This window comes from Pseudomonas sp. S37, from assembly GCF_016658545.1.
Taxonomy (GTDB): domain Bacteria; phylum Pseudomonadota; class Gammaproteobacteria; order Pseudomonadales; family Pseudomonadaceae; genus Aquipseudomonas.
Window position 1 is genome coordinate 104,786 of sequence record NZ_JACVZC010000006.1, and the last position, 20,249, is coordinate 125,034.

The window sequence follows — 20,249 nt, forward strand, 5'->3', positions numbered from 1 at the left end:
CATGCTGGCCTACATCCTGCGCCGCCTGCTGCTGATCATTCCCACCCTGTTCGGCATCCTGATCATCAACTTCATCATCGTCCAGGCCGCCCCGGGCGGCCCGGTCGAGCAGATGATCGCCAAGCTCGAAGGCTTCGAAGGCGCCACCAGCCGCATTGCCGGCGGCGGCGCCGAAGTGTCCGTGGCCGGCTCCAACTACCGCGGTGCCCAGGGCCTGGACCCGGCGCTGATCGCCGAGATCGAGCGCATGTACGGCTTCGACAAGTCCCCGCCCGAACGCCTGTGGATCATGATCAAGAACTACGCCCGGCTGGACTTCGGCGACAGCTTCTTCCGCGATGCCAAGGTCATCGATTTGATCATCGAGAAGATGCCGGTGTCGATCTCGCTGGGGCTGTGGAGCACGCTGATCATGTACCTGGTGTCGATCCCGCTCGGCATCGCCAAGGCGGTGCGCCACGGCAGCCATTTCGACGTCTGGACCAGCTCGGCGATCATTGTCGGCTACGCCATTCCGGCGTTCCTGTTCGCCATCCTGCTGATCGTGCTGTTCGCCGGTGGCAGCTACTTCGACTGGTTCCCGTTGCGCGGCCTCACCTCCAACAACTTTGACGAGCTGAGCACCACCGGCAAGGTGCTGGACTACTTCTGGCACCTGGTGCTGCCAATCACCGCACTGGTCATCGGCAACTTCGCCACCATGACCCTGCTGACCAAGAACAGCTTCCTCGACGAGATCAACAAGCAGTACGTAATCACCGCCAAGGCCAAGGGCCTGAGCCGGCCACGGGTGCTGTACGGCCACGTGTTCCGCAACGCCATGCTGCTGGTGATCGCCGGCTTCCCCTCGGCGTTCATCGGCATCTTCTTCACCGGCTCCTTGCTGATCGAGGTGATCTTCAGCCTCGACGGCCTGGGCCTGATGAGTTTCGAGGCGGCCATCAACCGCGACTACCCGGTGGTCTTCGGCACCCTGTTCATCTTCACCCTGCTGGGGCTGGTGGTGAAGCTGATCGGCGACCTGACCTACACCCTGGTCGATCCACGCATCGACTTCGCCAGCCGGGAGCACTGACATGGCCTTGTCCCCCCTCAACCGCCGGCGCTTCGAGCGCTTCAAGGCCAACCGCCGTGGCTGGTGGTCGCTGTGGCTGTTCCTGATCCTGTTCGGCCTGAGCCTGGGCGCCGAGCTGATCGCCAACGACAAACCGATTGCCGTGCGCTACGACGGCGAGTGGTACTTCCCGGCGTTCAAGCGCTACCCGGAAACCACCTTCGGCGGCGAGTTCCCGCTGGAAGCCAACTACAAGAGCCCGTACATCCGCGAGCTGCTGGCAAAAAAAGACAGCTTCGTGCTGTGGGCGCCGATCCCGTTCAGCTACCAGAGCATCAACTACGACCTGCGCGTGCCCGCACCGGCACCGCCTTCGGCGGACAACTGGCTGGGCACCGACGACCAGGGCCGTGACGTACTGGCACGGGTGATCTACGGCTTCCGCATTTCGGTCTTGTTCGCCCTCACGCTGACCGTGGCCAGCTCCATCGTCGGCGTCATCGCCGGCGCCTTGCAGGGTTTCTATGGCGGCTGGGTCGACCTGGCCGGGCAGCGCTTTCTGGAAATCTGGTCGGGGCTGCCGGTGCTGTACCTGTTGATCATCCTGGCCAGTTTCGTGCAGCCGAACTTCTGGTGGCTGCTGGGCATCATGCTGCTGTTCTCGTGGATGAGCCTGGTGGACGTGGTGCGCGCCGAGTTCCTGCGCGGGCGCAACCTGGAGTACGTGCGCGCTGCGCGGGCCCTGGGCATGCGCAACGGCGCGATCATGTACCGGCACATTCTGCCCAACGCCATGATCTCGACCATGACTTTCATGCCGTTCATTCTCACCGGTGCCATCGGCACCCTCACCGCGCTGGACTTCCTCGGCTTCGGCCTGCCTGCCGGTTCGCCCTCGCTGGGCGAGCTGGTGGCCCAGGGTAAATCCAACCTGCAGGCACCGTGGCTGGGCATCAGCGCGTTTGCCGTGCTGGCCTTGATGCTGAGCTTGCTGGTGTTCATCGGCGAGTCCGCCCGCGATGCCTTCGACCCGAGGAAGTGACATGAGTGAACAGAACCTGATCGAAGTGCGCGACCTGGCGGTGGAGTTTGTCACCGGTGACCAGGTCAACCGGGTGGTGGACGGCATCAGCTTCGACATCCGCAAGGGCGAGACACTGGCCCTGGTCGGTGAGAGCGGTTCGGGCAAATCGGTGACCGCGCACTCGATCCTGCGCCTGCTGCCCTACCCCCTGGCCCGCCACCCCAGCGGCAGCATCCGCTTTGAAGGCAAGGACCTGCTGCAGCAGAACGAGAAAACCTTGCAACGCATTCGCGGCAACCGCATTGCGATGATCTTCCAGGAGCCGATGACCTCGCTGAACCCGCTGCATTGCATCGAGAAGCAGATCAACGAAATCCTCCTGCTGCACAAGGGCCTGACCGGCAAGGAAGCCACTGCGCGCACCCTGGAGCTGCTGGAAATGGTCGGCATCCCCGAACCGCGCAAGCGCCTCAAGGCCCTGCCCCACGAACTGTCTGGCGGCCAGCGCCAGCGGGTGATGATTGCCATGGCCCTGGCCAACGAGCCGGAGCTGTTGATTGCCGACGAACCCACCACGGCGCTGGATGTGACCGTGCAGCTGAAGATTCTCGACCTGCTCAAGGAACTGCAGGCGCGTTTGGGTATGGCCCTGCTGCTGATCAGCCATGACTTGAACCTGGTGCGGCGCATCGCCCACCGCGTGTGCGTGATGCAGCGCGGGCAGATTGTCGAGCAGGCTGACTGCGCCACGCTGTTCAGCGCCCCGCAGCACCACTACACGCAGATGCTGATCAATGCGGAGCCCAGCGGGCTACCGGCGCACAACCCGGTCGGCGCGCCGTTGCTGGAGGTGGACGACCTCAAGGTGTGGTTCCCGATCAAGAAAGGCTTCCTGCGGCGCACGGTCGACCATGTAAAGGCGGTGGACGGGGTCAACTTCAGCTTGCCGCAGGGGCAGACGCTGGGGATTGTTGGCGAGTCCGGGTCGGGCAAGTCGACTTTGGGCCTGGCGATCTTGCGGTTGATTTCCAGCCAGGGCGGCATTCGCTTCCACGGGCAGAGCCTCGAAGGCTTGAACCAGAAAGCAGTACGGCCGTTGCGGCGCGAGATGCAGGTGGTGTTCCAGGACCCGTTTGGCAGCCTGAGCCCACGCATGTGCGTGGCGGATATTGTCGGTGAAGGGTTGCGCATTCACGGTATTGGCAACGCGCAGGAACAGGAAGCAGCGATCATCGCGGCACTGGAGGAAGTGGGGCTGGACCCACGCACGCGGCATCGCTACCCGCATGAGTTTTCCGGCGGGCAGCGCCAGCGTATCGCGATTGCCCGGGCGTTGGTGTTGAAGCCGGCGCTGATATTACTGGACGAGCCAACCTCGGCACTGGACCGCACAGTGCAGCGGCAGGTGGTGGAGTTGCTGCGCAATTTGCAGCAGAAGTACAACCTGACGTATCTGTTCATCAGCCATGACCTGGCGGTGGTCAAGGCCTTGAGCCACCAGTTGATGGTGATCAAGCATGGGCATGTGGTGGAACAGGGGGATGCGCAGGCGATCTTCCATGCGCCGCAGCATCCGTATACGCGGCAATTGCTGGAGGCGGCGTTTTTGGAGGTTGAGGCCGGTTCGTCTGGAGCCTTGCATCGCCCTTGAGATCGAGCGCCGCCCGCGCGGCGCATCGCGAGCAAGCTCGCTCCTACATTTGTCTCGGGCCAGTATCGCCTGTACCAATGCGCGCGACCGCCTTGTTTGTTCGACACGATTTCGAGGTGGACGCCAAGGGGCCGCGCGCGTCTGCCTCAGGATTAACTGGCCCGAAACAAATGTAGGAGCGAGCTTGCTCGCGATGCGCCGCGCGGGCGGCGCTCGATCTACGCAATACCGCAAAAACCAAGGCAGGCCCCTCGCCGCCCTGACGCAATCGGGCGCAGAACACCTGAAATGTCGGATTTAACCCCTTCCCTGTAGTCCATTTCCCAAACATACTCCTGCCGCGTATTTTCCGTTGCGGCTGCTCTGGCAGCGCTCTAGTCTCGGTCTGTCGTTGCTCATCAACGGCACGGCTTTGACAGGCCGTAACGGTATTATGCGTACGGCTTGCCTGTTATGGCGGCTGTACTTGGGGCACGCTTGCGTGCGCCGGAACTTGCATAGTCCGCCGGTCTGTCAACCCATGTACAGCTGCCACCCAACTGTTTGACAGCAGGAAGGGGCAGCCCCATCAAAGGTACTATGCGATGTTGAAGATTGTCCCCGATCCGCCCCCTCACACCCATTCCCTCCATGCGCAGCGATGCCCAGCGAGCCTCGGGCTTTGCGCTGAATCTTGAGTGATTTGTCGCCTGCGCTGGCCTATTCGCGGGTAAACCCGCTCCTACAACGATAGTTGTCCCATGTAGGAGCGGGTTCACCCGCGAATAGGCCCGCTCAGGCAGTCGAGAATTTTCAGGGGATACAAAAATGACCACAGAAGACACCCATTTCACCGTAGGCAAAACCACCTTCTGCCAAGGCGAAAACGGCACCCACCCACTGTTCCGTATCGAACCAGGCATTCCCTGCCGCGACGCCCGCGAGCAATCATCGGAGTTGATGGGCTACGTCCGCGAACTGACCATCACCGGCCTGATGGACGAAAAACCGATGATGATCTGGGCCGCCCACTACTTGAGCGCAATGGCCAAGGCACTGATGGATGACGCCGAACTGGGCATGATGCGCTGATCATGCGGTTGCCCGGAATTAACTGGTTGCCACCTTTCAAAAGCCAGCCAGTCTCCGGGCAACCTATCCCTACGCGATTGTTTCGTTTATTGCGATTTTCGAATATTTCGAATATAACTTAAACCTAGGCTGCTGCATCGTCGCCACAGCCTCACAATCGATATCGCACTGGAGATACCCATGACCACCGCCGACCTTTCTCGCAAGGTGCTTCCCGATGAGAAAGAAATTGCCGTGGCTGTCGAGTCCAGCCGCACGCTAGCGGCGTTCCTTTCGACAAAATCAGATACCCAACGGATTGAGCTGCTTAATGAAGAGAATCAGCGCCGGGTCGTTGAAGTACCCACATTCGCACTGCGCCTGTTTGGCGAGATTCTCAGCGAGCTGGCCTTGGGTAACTCGGTCAAAGTCGTTCCAATCCACGCCGAACTGACTACCCAGGAGGCGGCTGACCTACTCAATGTCTCTCGGCCTCACTTGGTAAAGCTACTCGACGAAGCGGTAATCCCTCACACCAAGACGGGTCGTCATCGTCGGGTCAAGTTCTCCGACCTGGTTGCCTACAAGGACAAACGTGACGAGGGGAGCCGTGCTGCAATGGATGCGCTGGCAGCCCAAGCTCAGGAATTAAAGATGGGGTATGAATGAAGCACTCGCCCTTCACGGCCATATAAGATGCAAACGTACTTTACCCTGCCCCACTGCGTGATTTCCTGATGAACCTCGCGCTGACAGGTATCTACCGGGCACGTTGGTCGGCAAACATCCATGACGAGTGGAAACGCAATCTATTACTCAACCGGCCCGACCTCACGCCCGAACATCTGGATCGCACGTCAGCGCTAATGGATGCTGCAATACCTAATGCACTCGTCACTGACTACGAGTCGCTGGTCGAAGGGCTGGACCTGCCGGATGAGGATGACCGCCACGTCCTCGCAGCTGCGATCCAGTGCAACGCTTCCGTCATCGTCACTTTCAATCTGAAGGACTTCCCTTCAACATCGCTTCGAGCCTTCGATATCGAAGCAATACATCCGGATGACTTCATCACCGATCTGTGGGACCTCGACAAAGCGGCAGTACTCGAAGCTGCCCATCGGCAGCGGATGTCATTGAAGAACCCACCGCACAGCGTACAACAATATCTCGACCGCCTGCTTCAGCAGAGGCTCCCCGAGCCGGTGAAACTACTCTCAGAGTTCAGGTTTCTCCTCTGATCACACTACATGGCACTTTCTTGGCTTCCAAGTTGCTTGACCTGGTCTGATCAACTACCTGCGCAAACGCCAGGTAATACCCATTGCAGTCACGCACACCGAACTCCCGGGAACCATAGGGCATATCCTGTAGCGGCCAGGCAACCTGGGCATTGTCCTTCACACCGTCAAAGTACTGCTCCACATCAGCGACATGCAGGTAGAACGTCGCCGAGCACTGGGTAGGCACAGCTCACAAGTCCTGCGTGGTGAAAACCAGATGACAGTCCTGGAGCCGTACACCGATCGTCCCCTCGGCGGTTTCGGTCACTTCAAAACCCAACGTATCCCGGTAGTATTCACGGGTAAGGTCGAGGTCGCTGCAGCGCAGCAAGGCTGTGAGTGGCATAAGGGGCTCCGGCGCCGGAATACATGCACTAACTATCATGGCCGGGCCCAGGCTTTTCGTCGACACTAACCTCAGTTTGCTTGAGCGCACCCACCCGGAAGACGAGCATGAACATCTCCCCTTCATTCGCCAACACCCCACTCGGCCCGATGCTGAAGCAGTGGCGCATGCTGAACCGGGTAAAACAATCGCACGCAGCGCAGATGTTCGGCGTTTGCCAATCGACCATTTCCCGTTGGGAGTCGGGCATACAGGATGCCGACCCCGAGCAACGGGCGCGCATCGAAGCCTTGCTCAACGCCCGGCTCAGCAGCGCAGCGGACCACGCCCTGGCGCGCCTGGTTTCGGGCAGTTCGCAGCCGGTGCACCTGGTGTGCGACCTCACCCACCGCCTGCTGGCCTGCTCGGCGTCCCGCGAAGCGGAGTTCCACGTACCGGTCAGCGACCTGCTGGGCGTGTCGCTGTGGCCGTTCGTGACAGAGGAAATCGCCCGCCAGGAACTCTGCCTGGCCGACATCGGCTGGCGCGACAACCTGGCCACCCCGGCAGTGCAACTTGCCACGGGCATGAACCATTCGGCACTGGTGCCCATCCAGCACAGCCTGTGCCGCTGGACCCGCTTCACCCTGTCGGATGGTTCGACCGCCAGGCTGGTGGAAACCCTCGCGCATATTTAATGCGTGGACGCAGGCCTGCAGTGGGTCGACTATCTGCCTCTGCCAAAGCAAGAGGTCACTCACCGTGCCAAACCACACCCTTGATGGAAAACTCGAATTCCTGCGCCAAGCGGAAAAGCTCAAGAGCGTGACCCGCAGTGCCTACACCTCGACCGGGCGGCGTGAAAGCACTGCCGAGCACAGTTGGCGCCTGGCCTTGCTGGCGCTGGTGTTCGAAGAAGAACTGGGCGAAGTCGATATCTGCAAGGTGCTGAAGCTTTGCCTTGTCCATGACCTTGGGGAGGCGTTGAGTGGCGATGTTCCCGCCCCTGAGGCTCAGTCCATGCCCAACAAGGGCATGGGTGAACGAGAGGACCTGCTGGCCATCACATCGACACTGGAACCATCGATGCAGAACAACATCGTTGCCTTGTTCGACGAGTACGAAGCGGCCACTTCACCCGAAGCCAAAGTGGTCAAGGCGCTCGACAAGATCGAAACCATCTTGCAGCACACCCAAGGCGAAAACCCACCGGGCTTCGACTATGCGTTCAACCTGGAATATGGCCGCCGCTACACCGATGCCATTCCATTCCTGGCCTCCCTAAGGCGCACACTCGATGAAGAAACACGTCAACGCATGACAGGCTAACGCGGTCGCTGTGCGGCCTTGCGTCGCGAAAGGGCCGCAAAGCGGCCCCAGCAATTCATGCCTTAACGTTGAAATCGGGGGCCCGCGGCCCTTTCGCGACACAAGGCCGCTCCCACAGGGCCAGCGTGCATTCGTGCTCGTGCCAAAGAACTTCCATAACTCGCCGCCACTATCAGAATTATTGACAATAATCGTCTTTCATCATCAGCCAGATCGGGCATACATTCTCCTCCGTCCACTCCCAGCAGCAACGGTAGAGCCCATGCCCAGCCCACAGCACCCGTCCGCTTCCCCTGCCCTGACCACGCTGATCAGCCGTTCCGGCCTGCCCAGCCCCTCACTCAGCGAAACGCAGGCACACGCTGTATTGCAGGCGCACTATGGTCTGGACGGTGACCTGACGGCACTGGGCAGCCAGCAGGACCTGAACTTGCGCGTGGACGCGCCACAAGGCCGCTATGTGCTCAAGGCCTGCCATGGCAGCTATGCCCGGCTGGAGCTGGAAGCACAACACGCCGCCCTGGCCTACCTGCGCGAACAGGGCCTGCCGGTACCTGCCGTGCGCCACGCCGGCAACGGCGAAGGCTTGCTGGCACTGGACATCGACGGCCAACCCCTGCGCCTGCGCCTGCTCGACTACATCGAAGGTCAGCCGCTAACCCGACTCCAGCACCTGCAACCGCGCCTGATGGCTGAGCTGGGCAGGCTTTGTGCGAAGCTGGACAAAGCCCTGGTCGGCTTCGATCACCCCGGCCTGGTGCGCACCCTGCAATGGGACCCGCAACATGCCCAGGCACTGATCGAACATCTGCTACCGGTCCTGCAGGACAGCACCCATCGCGCCCGTATCGAACAGGCCACCCGCGTTGCTAACGAGCACCTGCTGCCGCTGGTTGATCAACTGCCCAGCCAGGCCGTGCACCTGGACATCACCGACGACAATACCGTGTGGGCCCGTGATGGCCAGCGCCAGTGGCAACTGCAAGGGGTGATCGATTTCGGCGACCTGCTGCACACCTGGCGCATCGCCGACCTGTCGGTGACCTGTGCGGCGCTGCTGCACCACGCCGAAGGCGACCCGCTGCGGATCCTGCCGGCGATCAGCGCCTACCAGGCGCTCAACCCGCTGACCGAAGCCGAACTGCGTGCCCTGTGGCCACTGGTGCTGAACCGCGCCGCGGTGCTGGTGCTGAGCAGTGCGCAGCAACTGGCCGTGGACCCGGGCAACCAGTACACCCGCGACAACGTCGCCCATGAATGGGAAATCTTCGACACCGCCACCGCCGTGCCGTTTGCGCTGATGGAGGCGGCCATCCTGCAGGCTGCCGGCCTGCAACCTGCCACACCGGACCTGAGCGGTTGTGCCCTGCTGCTCCCCGAACTGCAGGGGCAAGCCGTGACCCGCGTCGACCTCGGCGTGCTCAGCCTGCATTGTGAAGCCGGCAACTGGGAGCAAGCCGGCTTCGACCAGCGCCTGCTGAGCGCGCAACCCGCCCCAGCCTGCAGCCTGCACGGGCAGTATCGCCTGTCGAAAACCCATATCGACCGCCCAGACGAGCCGGCCACCTGCGCCCTCGGCGTTGAGCTGCATGTGCGCAACGGCAGCCTGGTACAAGCGCCAGCAGCCGGCACCTGGCAGCGCCATGGCGATGGTCGTGGCTGCCTGCGCAGTGCGGACTGGGCATTGTGGCTGCACGGGCTGGAAGATGCCCCGGCAGATGGCCAGGCCGTGGAACAGTGCCAGTCGCTGGGCAGCAGCTGTGGCTTCCTCAGTGTGCAGTTGTGCCTGGTCTCCGGCATCCAGCCACCATTCTTCGCCACCCCGTCGCAGGCCTCAGCCTGGCTGGCCCTGTGCCCGTCACCGGCCGCGCTGCTGGGCTTCGATTGCGATGCCGACCCGCTGCCAGACCCACAGGCCTTGCTGGCCCGCCGCGATGCCAGCTTCGCCCGCTCGCAGAAGCACTACTACGCACAACCGCCACACATCGAACGCGGCTGGCGCAACTACCTGATCGACATGCAGGGCCGCTCGTACCTCGACATGCTCAACAACGTCGCGGTGCTGGGCCATGGCCACCCACGCATGGTCGCCGAATCGGCACGGCAGTGGTCGCTGCTGAACACCAACTCGCGCTTCCACTACGCAGCCATCACCGAGTTCTCCGAGCGCCTGCTCGACCTGGCACCCGACGGCTTCGACCGGGTATTCATGGTCAACAGCGGCACCGAAGCCAACGACCTGGCCATTCGCCTGGCCTGGGCCTACAGCGGCGGGCGCGACCTGCTCAGCGTGCTGGAGGCCTACCACGGCTGGTCGGTGGCCACCGATGCCATCTCTACCTCGATCGCCGACAACCCGCAGGCCTTGGAAACCCGCCCGGACTGGGTACACCCGGTTGAAGCACCGAACACCTTCCGCGGCCGCTTCCGCGGGGCCGACAGCGCTGCCGACTACCTGCAGGACGTCGATGCCAAGCTGGCCGACCTCGATGCCCGTGGCCGCCAGCTGGCCGGCATCATCTGTGAACCGGTATACGGCAATGCCGGCGGCATCTCGCTGCCCGCAGGCTACCTTCGCGAAGCCTATGCCAAGGTTCGCGCGCGGGGCGGCGTGTGCATCGCCGACGAAGTACAGGTCGGTTATGGTCGCCTGGGCGAATACTTCTGGGGCTTCGAGGAACAGGGCGTGGTGCCCGACATCATTACCATGGCCAAGGGCATGGGCAATGGCCAACCACTGGGCGTGGTCATCACCCGCCGCGAAATCGCCGAGGCGCTTGAGGCCGAGGGCTACTTCTTCTCCTCGGCCGGTGGCAGCCCGGTCAGCTGCCGCATCGGCATGGCCGTGCTGGACGTGATGGAGGAAGAAGGCCTGTGGGACAACGCCCGCGACACCGGGCGCTACTTCAAGGCGCGGTTGCAGGCGCTGGTCGACAAGCACCCACTGGCCGGCGCGGCGCATGGGTCGGGTTTCTACCTGGGGCTGGAGCTGGTGCGGGACCGTGAAACGCTGGAGCCGGCGACCGAAGAGACCCTGTTGCTGTGTGACCGGCTGCGGGATCTGGGTATTTTCATGCAGCCGACCGGGGATTACCTGAACATTCTGAAGATCAAGCCACCAATGTGTACCAGTCGGGCCAGTGTGGATTATTTTGTCGACAGTATTGACCGGGTGCTTGGCGAAGGATTGTAGGGATTCGGGGAACGAGCGCTGGCGCAGTACCTGTGGGAGCGGCTTTAGCCGCGAACACCGGCGTAGCCGGTGCCATACAACGCGCTGGCCTCTTCGCGGGTAAACCCGCTCCCACAAGGGCCATGAAAAACACGCCCCATCGATTACCATGCGCTCACCACGCCCCAACATCAGGTTCAGCAGACATGGCCTTCTCCAGCGACTCCCTGGCAATCTTCCTCGCCGTGCTGGACGCCGGTTCATTCTCCGCCGCCGCCCGCAAGCTGGGCCGTGTGCCTTCTGCCGTGAGCATGGCAATCGCCCAGCTGGAGGCGGAACTGGACCTGCCGCTGTTCGACCGCGCCACGCGCAAGGCGCTGCCCACCAGCGCCGCGCTGGCCCTGGAACCCCAGGCCAGGCAGGTGATCTGCCAGCTCAACCTGCTCGACGCCCAGGCCTTGCAACTGCACAAGGGCCTGGAAAAACGCCTGACCATCGCCATGGCACCCGAGCTGCAGACCGGCCGCTGGAGCCAGCCGCTGGAAACCCTCGCCCAAGAGTTTCCCAGCCTGGAAATCGAAGTGCGCTCTGCCACCCAAACCGAAGCCATTCGCCTGCTGCACGACGGCAGTGTGCAACTGGCGCTGGTGTTTGAACGGCCCGGTATCGATGAGCGCGAGTCATTCCTCGAAGCCGGCAGCCAGTTGCTGGTGGCCGTCGCCTCGCCACGCCATCCGGCCGGGCAGAACAGCGGCACACCGTTGCCAGAAGAAGCCTTTGCCGAACAACGGCAGATCATTGTTGCCTCCGGCAAGGCCACCGGCTCGGACCCGCGCATGGTGCTGTCGCGGCGCATCTGGCTGACCGACAGCTACCTGGCCACGCTCGACCTGGTGCAATCCGGGCTGGGCTGGGCCTACCTGCCGCAGCCGCTGGTTGAACCACTGATTGCCTCAGGCGCACTGGCCGAGGTGCGCTTTGACAACATGGCCAGCCGCCTGCGCTTGTGGGTAGACATCATCTGGATCAAGTCGCGGCCACTGGGCCTGGGCGCCCGGCGTTACCTGGACGTGATGCGCCAATGCTTTGAAACAGAATCCCCGAGGTCCTGAACGATACCCGGCTACGCTTCGAGCAAGCCAATGGAGTGAGTTGCGCCAATAGGCAAGCCAAGCCCCTGCAGTAACAGCGCTGATCTGGAGAGGAGCGCAATCTCTGTGGGAGCGGGTTCACCCGCGAATACCGGCAAAGTCGGTGCCATGCTCCTCGTAGGATTTTTCGCGGGTAAACCCGCTCCCACAGGGCCAGCGTGCATACGGATCAAATGACCGGCGCCACCAGCCGGTACCCCACCCCTGCCTCGGTGATGATGAAGCGCGGTGCCGTGGGATCATCGCCCAGCTTCTGCCGCAGATGCCCCACCACGATCCGCAGGTAGTGGGTGTCCTCCACATGGCTAGGCCCCCAGATTTCCTTGAGCAGTTGCTGTTGGGTAATCACCCGCCCCGGGTGCCCGGCCAACAGCGCCAGCAGCGCATACTCCTTGCGCGTCAGCGCCACTTCCACACCGTCCAGGGTCACCCGGCGAAAGGCAAAGTCCACGGTCAACGGCCCAAAACTCGCTGCCACTTCCGAACCCCCGGCCTGTGGCACCTGACGCAGCAACGCCCGCACCCGGGCAAGAAATTCCTGGATGCCAAACGGCTTGGTCACGTAGTCATTGGCGCCGCCATCCAGCGCATCGACCTTCTGCACTTCGCTGGCACGTACCGACAGCACCATCACCGGCACCGCGCTCCATTCGCGCAGCTCCCGCAGCACCTGCTGGCCGTCCATGTCCGGCAGGCCCAGGTCGAGCACCACCAGGTCCGGCTTGCCCAGCGCGGCCTGAGTAAGGCCTTCGGCGCCGGTCGCCGCCTCAAGCACCTTGTAGCCTTGCGAAGCCAGGCTGATACGCAGGAACTTGCGAATCTGCGGTTCATCGTCGATGACCAACAGGGTGGCAGACTGGCTCATGGGCGTTCGCTTTCGGCTTCAGGTTGAGGGGGCAGCGGCAAGCATAGAGTGATGCCGGTGCCCTGGCCATCGATGCCTTCACCCACCAGGATCTGCCCGCCATGGGCACCGATCATGCCCTGGCAGATCGCCAGGCCCAGGCCGGTGCCCTGCCCGCCGCGATCGCCACGGGCAGCGGTGTAGAACATGTCGAAGATCTTCTCGCGGTCGGCGACCGGAATGCCGGGGCCCTGGTCGCTGACGGTAATGCGCAACTGCTCACCCTGCACCGCAACTTGCAACTCCAGCCGCCCATTCGCCGGCGAGAAGCGTGCGGCATTCTCCAATACGTTGACCAGCGCCTGTTCGATCAGCGCGGCATGCACGAACAGCAACGGTAGCTCGGCCGGCACGTCGGTGTGCACGCGCAGCGGCGCCAGTACCACCCGCAGGCGGTTGAGCGCACTGCCGACAATGTCCGCCGGGGCTACCCAGTCACGGGCGAGCTTGAGGCCGCCATGGCCCAGGCGGGTCATGTCCAGCAGGTTCTGGATATAGCGGTCGAGGCGCTCGGCCTCGTTGCGGGTGCCTTCCAGCAGCTCGCGGCGGTCTTCGGCCGGGATCACCTCGCCCAGCGCCAGCAGGCTGTCGATGCTGCCACGCATGGCGGTCAACGGTGTGCGCAAGTCATGGGATACGGAGGCCAGCAAGGCGCTGCGCAGTTGCTCGGTTTCGCCATGCAGGCGCGCGGCCTCCAGCTGTTCGGCCAGGCGAGCGCGGGCCAAGGCCTGGGCCAGCGGCTGGCCAAGGGCAACCAGCAGGCGGCGGCGCGGGTCGCTCAACGGCTGAGCGGAGCGCGGGCGCACGCCCAGCAGCGCCAGCGGTTGCTCGTCCACCGCCAACGGCCACCACCACCAACGGCCATTGGGCAGGGTGCCGCTGCCGTGGCCAGCGGCCTGCCCGTGCTGCCAGGCCCAATCGGCGGCGGCCCGTTCGGTGTCGCTGAAGGTGTGGGCTTCGCCGCTAGCCACCTGCAGTTGGCCTTCGGCGTTACGCTCCAGCAGGCACACCTGCATGTCCTGCCAGCCATCAAGGTGCTGCCCGGCGGCGTTGAACACGGCCTGGCGATCGGTGGCCACCGTCAGCCGGCGCGACAGGTCGAGCAACTGGCTGGTCTGCGCCTGGGTTTCGCGCAGCGCCTGCAACTGGCGGCGCTGGCGGGCAGCCAGGTTGCCGGTAAGCGCGGCCATCAGCAGGAAGAACACCAAGGTCAGCACGTCTTCTTCGCGCTGGATGCTGAACGAAAAATTGGGTGGGATAAACAAGAAGTCGTAGGTCAGGAACGACAGCGCGGCACAGGCCAGCGCCGGCCCCAGGCTGCTGCGTACCGCCACCAGCAACACCGCAGCGAGGAACACCAGCGATATGTTGGGCAGCGCCAGCACGCTCGACACCGCCCAGGCCAGTGCCGCAGCCATTACGGTTGCCAGCAAGGCCAACAAGTAATGCCGCCACACCCACACCCGACGCACCGCAGAGCGTGGCGCCGCCGGCTGTATATCGCGGTCCAGCACGTTGATTTCCAGGCCATGGCTCTCGCGCAGCAGCCGCGCAGCAACACCGGCCCCGAACAGCCGCCGGTGCAGCCGGTCGCGGGACTGCCCGACCAGCACCAGGCTCGCACGCCGTTCGGCAGCATGCTGGATGAGCGTGCGCGCCACTTCGCCAGCGCGCAGCAAGACCACTTCCCCGCCCAGGCGCTCAGCCAGTTGTTGGGCGGCCTGCAGGCGGTGGCGCGCGGTTTCGTCACGCAAGCGGCCGTTATCCACATGCACCAGGCTCCACGGCAGGTGCCGGCGCTGAGCCACGCGGCTGGCATGGCGTACCAGGCGTTCAGCCTGGTCGTCACCGTCAACCCCGACCAGCAGCCGCCCGCGCAAGGCCGGGGCTTCCTGGCCGCGCTGGCGATAGCCATGGGCCAGGTCGGCATCGACCTGGGCGGCGGCCGTCTGCATGGCCAGTTCGCGCAGGGCGGTCAGGTTGGTTTGCGAGAAGAACGCATCGATGGCCGCCCGCGCCTGCTCGGGTACGTACACCTTGCCTTCGCGCAGGCGCTCGAGCAGTTCGCGCGGCGGCAGGTCGATCAGCACCAGCTCGAAGGCTTCCTGCAGCACCCAGTCCGGCAGGGTTTCGCGCACTTGCACGCCCGTGATGTCGCGAATTTTGTCGTTAAGGCTTTCCAGGTGCTGGACGTTGACCGTGGTGTAGACGTCGATGCCTGCGGCCAGCAGTTCCTGCACGTCCTGCCAGCGCTTGGCGTGGCGGCTGCCGGGGGCGTTGGTGTGGGCCAGCTCATCGACCAGGGCCAGGGTGGGCGCGGCCTGGAGCAGGCCGTCGAGGTCCATTTCCTCCAGGGTGACGCCACGGTACTGGCTGCGCAGCATGGGCTGCTGTTGCAGGCCGGCGAGCAGCGCCTCGGTTTCGCTGCGGCCGTGGGTTTCGACGACGCCGGCCAGCACCTGCACGCCTTGGCGTTGCTGGGCGTGAGCGGCCTGGAGCATGGCGAAGGTCTTGCCGACACCGGGGGCGGCGCCGAGAAACACCTTCAGCCGGCCCCGGCCGGTTCGCGGGAGAGTAGCCAACAGCGCGTCTGCGCGGGCGGAATCACTCATGTTTCATCCTTAAGCAAGGGTGCTTGCCAAGCGCGCCCTTGTAGGAGCGGCCTTGTGTCGCGAAAGGGCTGCAAAGCAGCCCCAGAATCTCAGCAGGAATGCACAAATTGCTGGGGCTGCTTTGCAGCCCTTTCGCGACACAAGGCCGCTCCTACAGGGGGTCGTGGGCTGCTGAAATCAGTGATTTAACTGCTCAAGCGCCTGGTTCAACGCCAGCACATTGACCACTGGCGGGCCGATCAATGGGTGGAGGGTGGCCTCTTCCTGCAAGGCTTGCAAGCGTTCCACCGGCAACTGCCGCGCCGCTGCCACTCGCGCAATCTGGTAAGCCACTGCCTCCGGTGGCAGGTGCGGATCAAGGCCGCTGCCCGAGGTGGTCAGCAACGCCTGCGGCACCGGCCCCTGCTGCGCCTGATACAGCGCCGCCGCATCACCCTTGACCCGTTCCGCCAGCGCCGGGTTGCTCGGCGCCAGGTTGCTGGCACCGCTGGCCACGGTGGCGTAAGCGCCTGCCGAAAGCCGTGAATGGAACCAGCCATCACCTTTGAATTCCTGAGCGATCAGTGCCGAACCCCGCACCTGGCCCTGGGCATCGCGCACCAGGCTGCCATTGGCCTGCTCGGGGAAAGCAACCTGAGCAATGCCCGTCACCGCCAGCGGATACAACACGCCCGTCACCAGCGTCATCAACAAAGCCAGGCTCAATGCCGGGCGTACATAAGCATTCATGGTGGCCTCCTCAGACCAGGTGCAGGGCATTGAGCAACAGATCGATCAGCTTGATCCCGGCAAACGGCACCACAATGCCGCCCAGCCCGTAGACCAGCAGGTTACGCCGCAACAGGTGCGCCGCACTGGCCGCCTGCACCCGCACGCCTCGCAGTGCCAGCGGGATCAGCACGATGATGATCAGCGCGTTGAACACGATGGCCGAGAGGATCGCGCTCTGCGGGCTGGCCAGGTGCATCAGGTTGAGCACGCCCAACTGCGGGTAGATGGCGGCGAACAGCGCCGGCAGGATGGCGAAGTACTTGGCCACGTCGTTGGCGATGGAGAACGTGGTCAGCGCACCACGGGTGACCAGTAGCTCCTTGCCGACCTGCACCACGTCCAGCAGCTTGGTCGGGTCGCTGTCCAGGTCGACCATGTTGGCCGCCTCGCGCGCCGCCTGGGTACCGTCGTTCATGGCCATGCCCACGTCAGCCTGGGCCAGTGCCGGGGCGTCGTTGGCACCGTCACCGCACATCGCCACCAGGCGGCCGTCGTTCTGTTCCTGGCGAATGCGCGCCAGCTTCTTCTCCGGCGTGGCTTCGGCCAGCACATCATCCACCCCAGCCTCAGCGGCGATGGCGGCGGCAGTCAGCGGGTTGTCGCCGGTCACCATCACCGTGCGGATGCCCAGCTTGCGCAACTCGGCAAAACGCTCGCGAATGCCGGGCTTGACCACGTCCTTGAGGTGGATCACCCCTAGCAGGCGCTTGTCCAGGCACACCAGCAGCGGTGTGCCGCCGCTCTGGGCAATGCGCTCCACTTCACGGGCCAGCGCCGGCGGCATTTCCAAGCGTTGCATGCCGACGAATGCCAGCACCGCGTCGACGGCGCCCTTGCGGTAACGGCGCTGCTGGAAGTCGATGCCCGAAAGCCGTGTTTCAGCACTGAACGCCACGGCCTGGTACTGCCCGGCAGGCGGTTCGACAAAGTCATGCAGCTGGCGCAGGTATTCGACAATCGACTTACCTTCGGCAGTGTCATCGGCCAGCGAGGCCAGCAAGGCGCCCTCCCCCAGTTCACGGGCGGTCACCCCCGGCGCAGCATGCAGCGCACTGCAGCGGCGGTTGCCGAAGGTGATGGTGCCGGTCTTGTCGAGCATCAGCGTGTGCACATCACCGGCTGCTTCCACTGCACGGCCTGAGCGGGCAATCACGTTCAACCGCACCAGCCGGTCCATGCCGGCAATACCGATGGCCGACAGCAGGCCGCCGATGGTGGTGGGAATCAGCGTCACCAGCAAGGCGGCGAGGAAGATCAGCGGCAGGCTGCCACCGACAAAGTGGGCGAACGGCTGCAAGGTCACCACCACGATCAGGAAGATCAGGGTCAGACCGATCAGCAGGATATCGAGGGCGATCTCGTTCGGGGTTTTCTGCCGCTTGGCGCCTTCGACCAGGGCAATCATCCGGTCCAGGGTCGACTCGCCCGGGTTGCTGGTGATGCAGATCAGCAGCCAGTCGGAAACCAGCCGCGTGTTGCCTGTCACGGCGCTGCGGTCGCCGCCGGATTCGCGGATGACCGGCGCAGACTCGCCCGTAATCGCGGCCTCGTTGACCGCAGCGATACCTTCAAGCACTTCACCGTCGCCGGGGATCATTTCGCCAGCGACCACGCGGACCACGTCATCCTTGCGCAAGGCACTGGCAGCAACGGTCTCGTAGCTGCCATCACGCTGACGACGCTGGGCGGTGAGGCCCTGGCTACCGGCCTTGAGGCTGTCTGCGCGGGCCTTGCCCCGGCCCTCGGCGAGGGCTTCGGCGAAGTTGGCGAACAGCACGGTGAACCACAGCCACAGGGCGATCTGCACGGCCACGCCGGTGCTGACGCCGCTGCCAGGGGCGAAGCACAGTACCGTTGTCAGCACGGCGGTCAGAGCCACCACCAGCATTACCGGCGAGCGCTTGAGCTGACGCGGGTCGAGTTTGACGAACGCCTGCACCAGCGCCGGGCGCCACAACGCGGCGAAGCGTGTCTGGTCCTTGGCCGTGTGCCGGGCGTTCACTTCAGGAATGGGCATGTTCATGATCGGTCCTCAGAAGCTTTTCACAGGCAGAGCCTGGCTCAGGTGTTCGGCAATTGGCCCAAGGGCCAGGGTTGGCAGGAAGGTCAGGCCACCGACCAGCAAGATGGTCACCAGCAACAGGCCAGTGAACAGTGGGCCGTGGGTGGGGAAGCTGTTCAGCCCCTGGGGGGCGCTTTTCTTCGCCGCCAGGCTGCCGGCCAAGGCCAGTATCGGCAGGATGTAACCGAAGCGGCCGATGAGCATCGCCAGGCCGATCATCAGGTTGTGGTACACCGTGTTGGCGCCAAAGCCGGCAAAGGCCGAGCCGTTGTTGGCCGTGCCCGAGGTGTAGGCGTACAGCAGCTGGCTGAAGCCGTGCGCACCCGGGTTGCTGACCGCCCCCGCCGGGCCAGGCAGGCTGGCAGCCAGGGCACCCAGCACCAGCACGCCAACGGGCATCACCAGCAAGGTCGCCACCAGCAGTTGCACTTCACGGGCCTGCAGTTTCTTGCCCAGGTACTCCGGGGTGCGGCCGATCATCAAGCCGGCCAGGAAGACGGCGATCAGCACGAACAGCAGCATGCCGTACAGCCCGGCGCCGACGCCGCCGAAAATCACTTCGCCTACCATCATGTTGACCATCGCCACCATCCCGGTCAGCGGGTTAAGGCTGTCGTGCATGGCGTTGACCGAGCCGTTGGAGGCGGCGGTGGTGGTCACCGTCCATAGCACCGAGCCGGTGGTGCCGAAGCGGCTTTCCTTGCCCTCCATGGGCGCGCTTTGCTGTACCTGCGCGCTTTCCAGCGCCGGGTTGGGCTGGTGCTCGGACCACAGCGCCGTGCTGCCGCCGATCAGGAACAGCGCCAGCATGCAGGCCAGGATGGCGCGGCTCTGGCGCAGGTCTTTCACGTAGTGGCCGAAGGTGAACACCAGGGCCACCGGGATGAGGATGATCGACGCTACCTCGAACAGGTTGCTCCAGGCCGTGGGGTTCTCGAACGGGTGCGCCGAGTTCACGCCAAAGAACCCACCGCCGTTGGTGCCCAGTTGCTTGATGGCGATCTGGCTGGCGGCCGGGCCCAGCGGGATGGTCTGGTCAGCGCCCTGCAACGTCAGCGCGTGGGCATAGTCGGCAAAGGTCTGCGGCACGCCCTGCCATACCAGCAGCAATGCCAGCAGCAGGCACAGCGGCAGCAGGCCGTAAAGGGTGGCGCGGGTCATGTCGGCCCAGAAGTTGCCCAGCGTCGAAGTGCTGCGCCGGGCAATGCCCCGGCACAGGGCAACCAGCACGGCCAGGCCGGTGGCGGCGCTGACAAAGTTCTGCACGGTCAGGCCCAGCATCTGGCTCAGGTAGCTGACCGACGCCTCGCCGCTGTAGGCCTGCCAGTTGGTGTTGGTGACGAAGCTGACGGCAGTATTGAACGCCAGCGACCATTCCTGGCCCGGCAGGTGCTGAGGGTTGAGCGGCAGGTGGCCTTGCAACAGCAGCACCGCGAACAACAGCAGGAAACCGGCCAGGTTGAACGCCAGCAGGGCCAGGGTGTACTGCCGCCAGTTCTGCTCCTGGCCGGCGTTCACCCCGGCCAGCCGGTAGCAGGCTTGCTCGACCGGGCCCAGCAGCGGCGACAGCCAGGTGCGCTGGCCTTCCATGACCTTGTAGTAGAACCGCCCAAGCCAGGGTGCCGGTAGCAGCACGATGGCGAAAAATGCCAGCAGCAAGGCGTAATCGTAACTGTGCATGGGCGCTCCCTAACTGCGATCGGCGCGCAGCAGCGCCACCAGCAAGTAAAACGCCAAGGCCACTGCCAGCAGCAGTGACAGCCCGTCGAGCATGTTCATGAGTGGTTCTCCCCGTGGTGCGGCTTGGGCCGCTTTGGGGGAATTGTCCGAGGGAGGGGCGTAAAGGGGCGAGATCGAGGGG

17 protein-coding genes are annotated in these 20,249 nt (G+C 63.9%); 10 read left to right on the forward strand and 7 right to left on the reverse strand.

The genetic code is table 11. From position 1 onward, the window contains the following. Position 1: 1 nt before the first annotated feature. The 6 genes from IAE39_RS04305 to IAE39_RS04330 all read left to right on the forward strand — a co-directional run bounded on the left by IAE39_RS04305 (position 2) and on the right by IAE39_RS04330 (position 6,020). Positions 2-1,075: a microcin C ABC transporter permease YejB gene (locus tag IAE39_RS04305; protein ID WP_201199710.1), complete on the forward strand. Its 1,074-nt coding sequence runs from the start codon at positions 2-4 to the stop codon at positions 1,073-1,075. A gap of 1 nt (position 1,076) precedes the next feature. Next, a complete protein-coding gene (locus IAE39_RS04310) occupies positions 1,077-2,096 on the forward strand; it encodes an ABC transporter permease (protein ID WP_201199712.1) in 1,020 nt (339 codons plus the stop codon). Position 2,097: 1 nt separating this feature from the next. Further along, the gene (locus IAE39_RS04315) at positions 2,098-3,729 is read left to right on the forward strand and encodes an ABC transporter ATP-binding protein (protein ID WP_201199714.1); all 1,632 of its coding nucleotides are present in this window, start codon (positions 2,098-2,100) and stop codon (positions 3,727-3,729) included. Between the two features lie 807 nt (positions 3,730-4,536). Then, positions 4,537-4,800 carry a DUF3077 domain-containing protein gene (locus IAE39_RS04320; protein WP_201199715.1) on the forward strand — a complete coding sequence of 88 codons (264 nt, stop codon included), beginning with the start codon at positions 4,537-4,539 and terminating at the stop codon, positions 4,798-4,800. Between the two features lie 180 nt (positions 4,801-4,980). Further along, positions 4,981-5,448 (forward strand): helix-turn-helix domain-containing protein, encoded by a 468-nt coding sequence (locus IAE39_RS04325; RefSeq protein ID WP_201199717.1) that lies wholly within the window; start codon positions 4,981-4,983, stop codon positions 5,446-5,448. A gap of 53 nt (positions 5,449-5,501) precedes the next feature. Beyond that, positions 5,502-6,020 carry a PIN domain-containing protein gene (locus IAE39_RS04330; RefSeq protein WP_236548404.1) on the forward strand — a complete coding sequence of 173 codons (519 nt, stop codon included), beginning with the start codon at positions 5,502-5,504 and terminating at the stop codon, positions 6,018-6,020. Positions 6,021-6,252: 232 nt separating this feature from the next. Here the strand turns inward: IAE39_RS04330 and IAE39_RS04335 are convergent, their stop codons facing one another. Then, positions 6,253-6,408, reverse strand: coding sequence for a hypothetical protein (locus tag IAE39_RS04335; RefSeq protein ID WP_201199719.1), 156 nt, complete (start codon positions 6,406-6,408; stop codon positions 6,253-6,255). A gap of 107 nt (positions 6,409-6,515) precedes the next feature. Between IAE39_RS04335 and IAE39_RS04340 the strand changes: the two genes are divergently transcribed. The 4 genes from IAE39_RS04340 to IAE39_RS04355 all read left to right on the forward strand — a co-directional run bounded on the left by IAE39_RS04340 (position 6,516) and on the right by IAE39_RS04355 (position 12,000). Beyond that, positions 6,516-7,085, forward strand: coding sequence for a helix-turn-helix domain-containing protein (locus tag IAE39_RS04340; RefSeq protein WP_201199721.1), 570 nt, complete (start codon positions 6,516-6,518; stop codon positions 7,083-7,085). 64 nt (positions 7,086-7,149) lie between these two features. Then, positions 7,150-7,716, forward strand: a complete 567-nt coding sequence (locus IAE39_RS04345) for an HD domain-containing protein (RefSeq protein WP_328825488.1) — start codon at positions 7,150-7,152, stop codon at positions 7,714-7,716. A 262-nt stretch (positions 7,717-7,978) separates the two neighbouring features. Beyond that, positions 7,979-10,909 (forward strand): aminotransferase, encoded by a 2,931-nt coding sequence (locus IAE39_RS04350; RefSeq protein ID WP_201199725.1) that lies wholly within the window; start codon positions 7,979-7,981, stop codon positions 10,907-10,909. A gap of 185 nt (positions 10,910-11,094) precedes the next feature. Beyond that, entirely contained in the window at positions 11,095-12,000 is a 906-nt protein-coding gene (locus IAE39_RS04355) for a LysR family transcriptional regulator (protein ID WP_019470164.1), read from the forward strand. 208 nt (positions 12,001-12,208) lie between these two features. On the opposite strand, the gene IAE39_RS04360 is transcribed toward IAE39_RS04355, so the two are convergent. From IAE39_RS04360 to kdpF, 6 genes are all read right to left on the reverse strand, one after another. Then, on the reverse strand, positions 12,209-12,904 hold the full coding sequence (locus IAE39_RS04360; protein WP_201199726.1) for a response regulator: 696 nt from the start codon (positions 12,902-12,904) through the stop codon (positions 12,209-12,211). Next, complete coding sequence (locus tag IAE39_RS04365) at positions 12,901-15,555, reverse strand: sensor histidine kinase (protein WP_201199728.1); 2,655 nt, start codon at positions 15,553-15,555, stop codon at positions 12,901-12,903. The genes IAE39_RS04360 and IAE39_RS04365 overlap by 4 nt, the downstream gene beginning before the upstream one ends. Positions 15,556-15,732: 177 nt before the next feature. Then, a complete protein-coding gene (kdpC, locus tag IAE39_RS04370) occupies positions 15,733-16,284 on the reverse strand; it encodes a potassium-transporting ATPase subunit KdpC (protein WP_201199730.1) in 552 nt (183 codons plus the stop codon). Between the two features lie 10 nt (positions 16,285-16,294). Next, positions 16,295-18,349 carry a potassium-transporting ATPase subunit KdpB gene (gene kdpB, locus IAE39_RS04375; protein WP_201199732.1) on the reverse strand — a complete coding sequence of 685 codons (2,055 nt, stop codon included), beginning with the start codon at positions 18,347-18,349 and terminating at the stop codon, positions 16,295-16,297. Between the two features lie 9 nt (positions 18,350-18,358). Beyond that, positions 18,359-20,068, reverse strand: coding sequence for a potassium-transporting ATPase subunit KdpA (kdpA, locus tag IAE39_RS04380; RefSeq protein ID WP_201199734.1), 1,710 nt, complete (start codon positions 20,066-20,068; stop codon positions 18,359-18,361). A gap of 9 nt (positions 20,069-20,077) precedes the next feature. Then, positions 20,078-20,167, reverse strand: a complete 90-nt coding sequence (kdpF, locus tag IAE39_RS04385; protein ID WP_003251485.1) for a K(+)-transporting ATPase subunit F — start codon at positions 20,165-20,167, stop codon at positions 20,078-20,080. Positions 20,168-20,249 lie beyond the last annotated feature (82 nt).

What these genes read in the sequence shown, in the direction of transcription:
- IAE39_RS04305 (WP_201199710.1), top strand. Translation starts at nt 2, where the DNA reads ATGCTGGCCTACATCCTGCGCCGCCTGCTGCTGATCATTCCCACCCTG.
- IAE39_RS04310 (WP_201199712.1), top strand. Translation starts at nt 1,077, where the DNA reads ATGGCCTTGTCCCCCCTCAACCGCCGGCGCTTCGAGCGCTTCAAGGCC.
- IAE39_RS04315 (WP_201199714.1), top strand. Translation starts at nt 2,098, where the DNA reads ATGAGTGAACAGAACCTGATCGAAGTGCGCGACCTGGCGGTGGAGTTT.
- IAE39_RS04320 (WP_201199715.1), top strand. Translation starts at nt 4,537, where the DNA reads ATGACCACAGAAGACACCCATTTCACCGTAGGCAAAACCACCTTCTGC.
- IAE39_RS04325 (WP_201199717.1), top strand. Translation starts at nt 4,981, where the DNA reads ATGACCACCGCCGACCTTTCTCGCAAGGTGCTTCCCGATGAGAAAGAA.
- IAE39_RS04335 (WP_201199719.1), bottom strand. Translation starts at nt 6,408, where the DNA reads ATGCCACTCACAGCCTTGCTGCGCTGCAGCGACCTCGACCTTACCCGT.
- IAE39_RS04340 (WP_201199721.1), top strand. Translation starts at nt 6,516, where the DNA reads ATGAACATCTCCCCTTCATTCGCCAACACCCCACTCGGCCCGATGCTG.
- IAE39_RS04350 (WP_201199725.1), top strand. Translation starts at nt 7,979, where the DNA reads ATGCCCAGCCCACAGCACCCGTCCGCTTCCCCTGCCCTGACCACGCTG.
- IAE39_RS04355 (WP_019470164.1), top strand. Translation starts at nt 11,095, where the DNA reads ATGGCCTTCTCCAGCGACTCCCTGGCAATCTTCCTCGCCGTGCTGGAC.
- IAE39_RS04360 (WP_201199726.1), bottom strand. Translation starts at nt 12,904, where the DNA reads ATGAGCCAGTCTGCCACCCTGTTGGTCATCGACGATGAACCGCAGATT.
- IAE39_RS04365 (WP_201199728.1), bottom strand. Translation starts at nt 15,555, where the DNA reads ATGAGTGATTCCGCCCGCGCAGACGCGCTGTTGGCTACTCTCCCGCGA.
- kdpC (WP_201199730.1), bottom strand. Translation starts at nt 16,284, where the DNA reads ATGAATGCTTATGTACGCCCGGCATTGAGCCTGGCTTTGTTGATGACG.
- kdpB (WP_201199732.1), bottom strand. Translation starts at nt 18,349, where the DNA reads ATGAACATGCCCATTCCTGAAGTGAACGCCCGGCACACGGCCAAGGAC.
- kdpA (WP_201199734.1), bottom strand. Translation starts at nt 20,068, where the DNA reads ATGCACAGTTACGATTACGCCTTGCTGCTGGCATTTTTCGCCATCGTG.
- kdpF (WP_003251485.1), bottom strand. Translation starts at nt 20,167, where the DNA reads ATGAACATGCTCGACGGGCTGTCACTGCTGCTGGCAGTGGCCTTGGCG.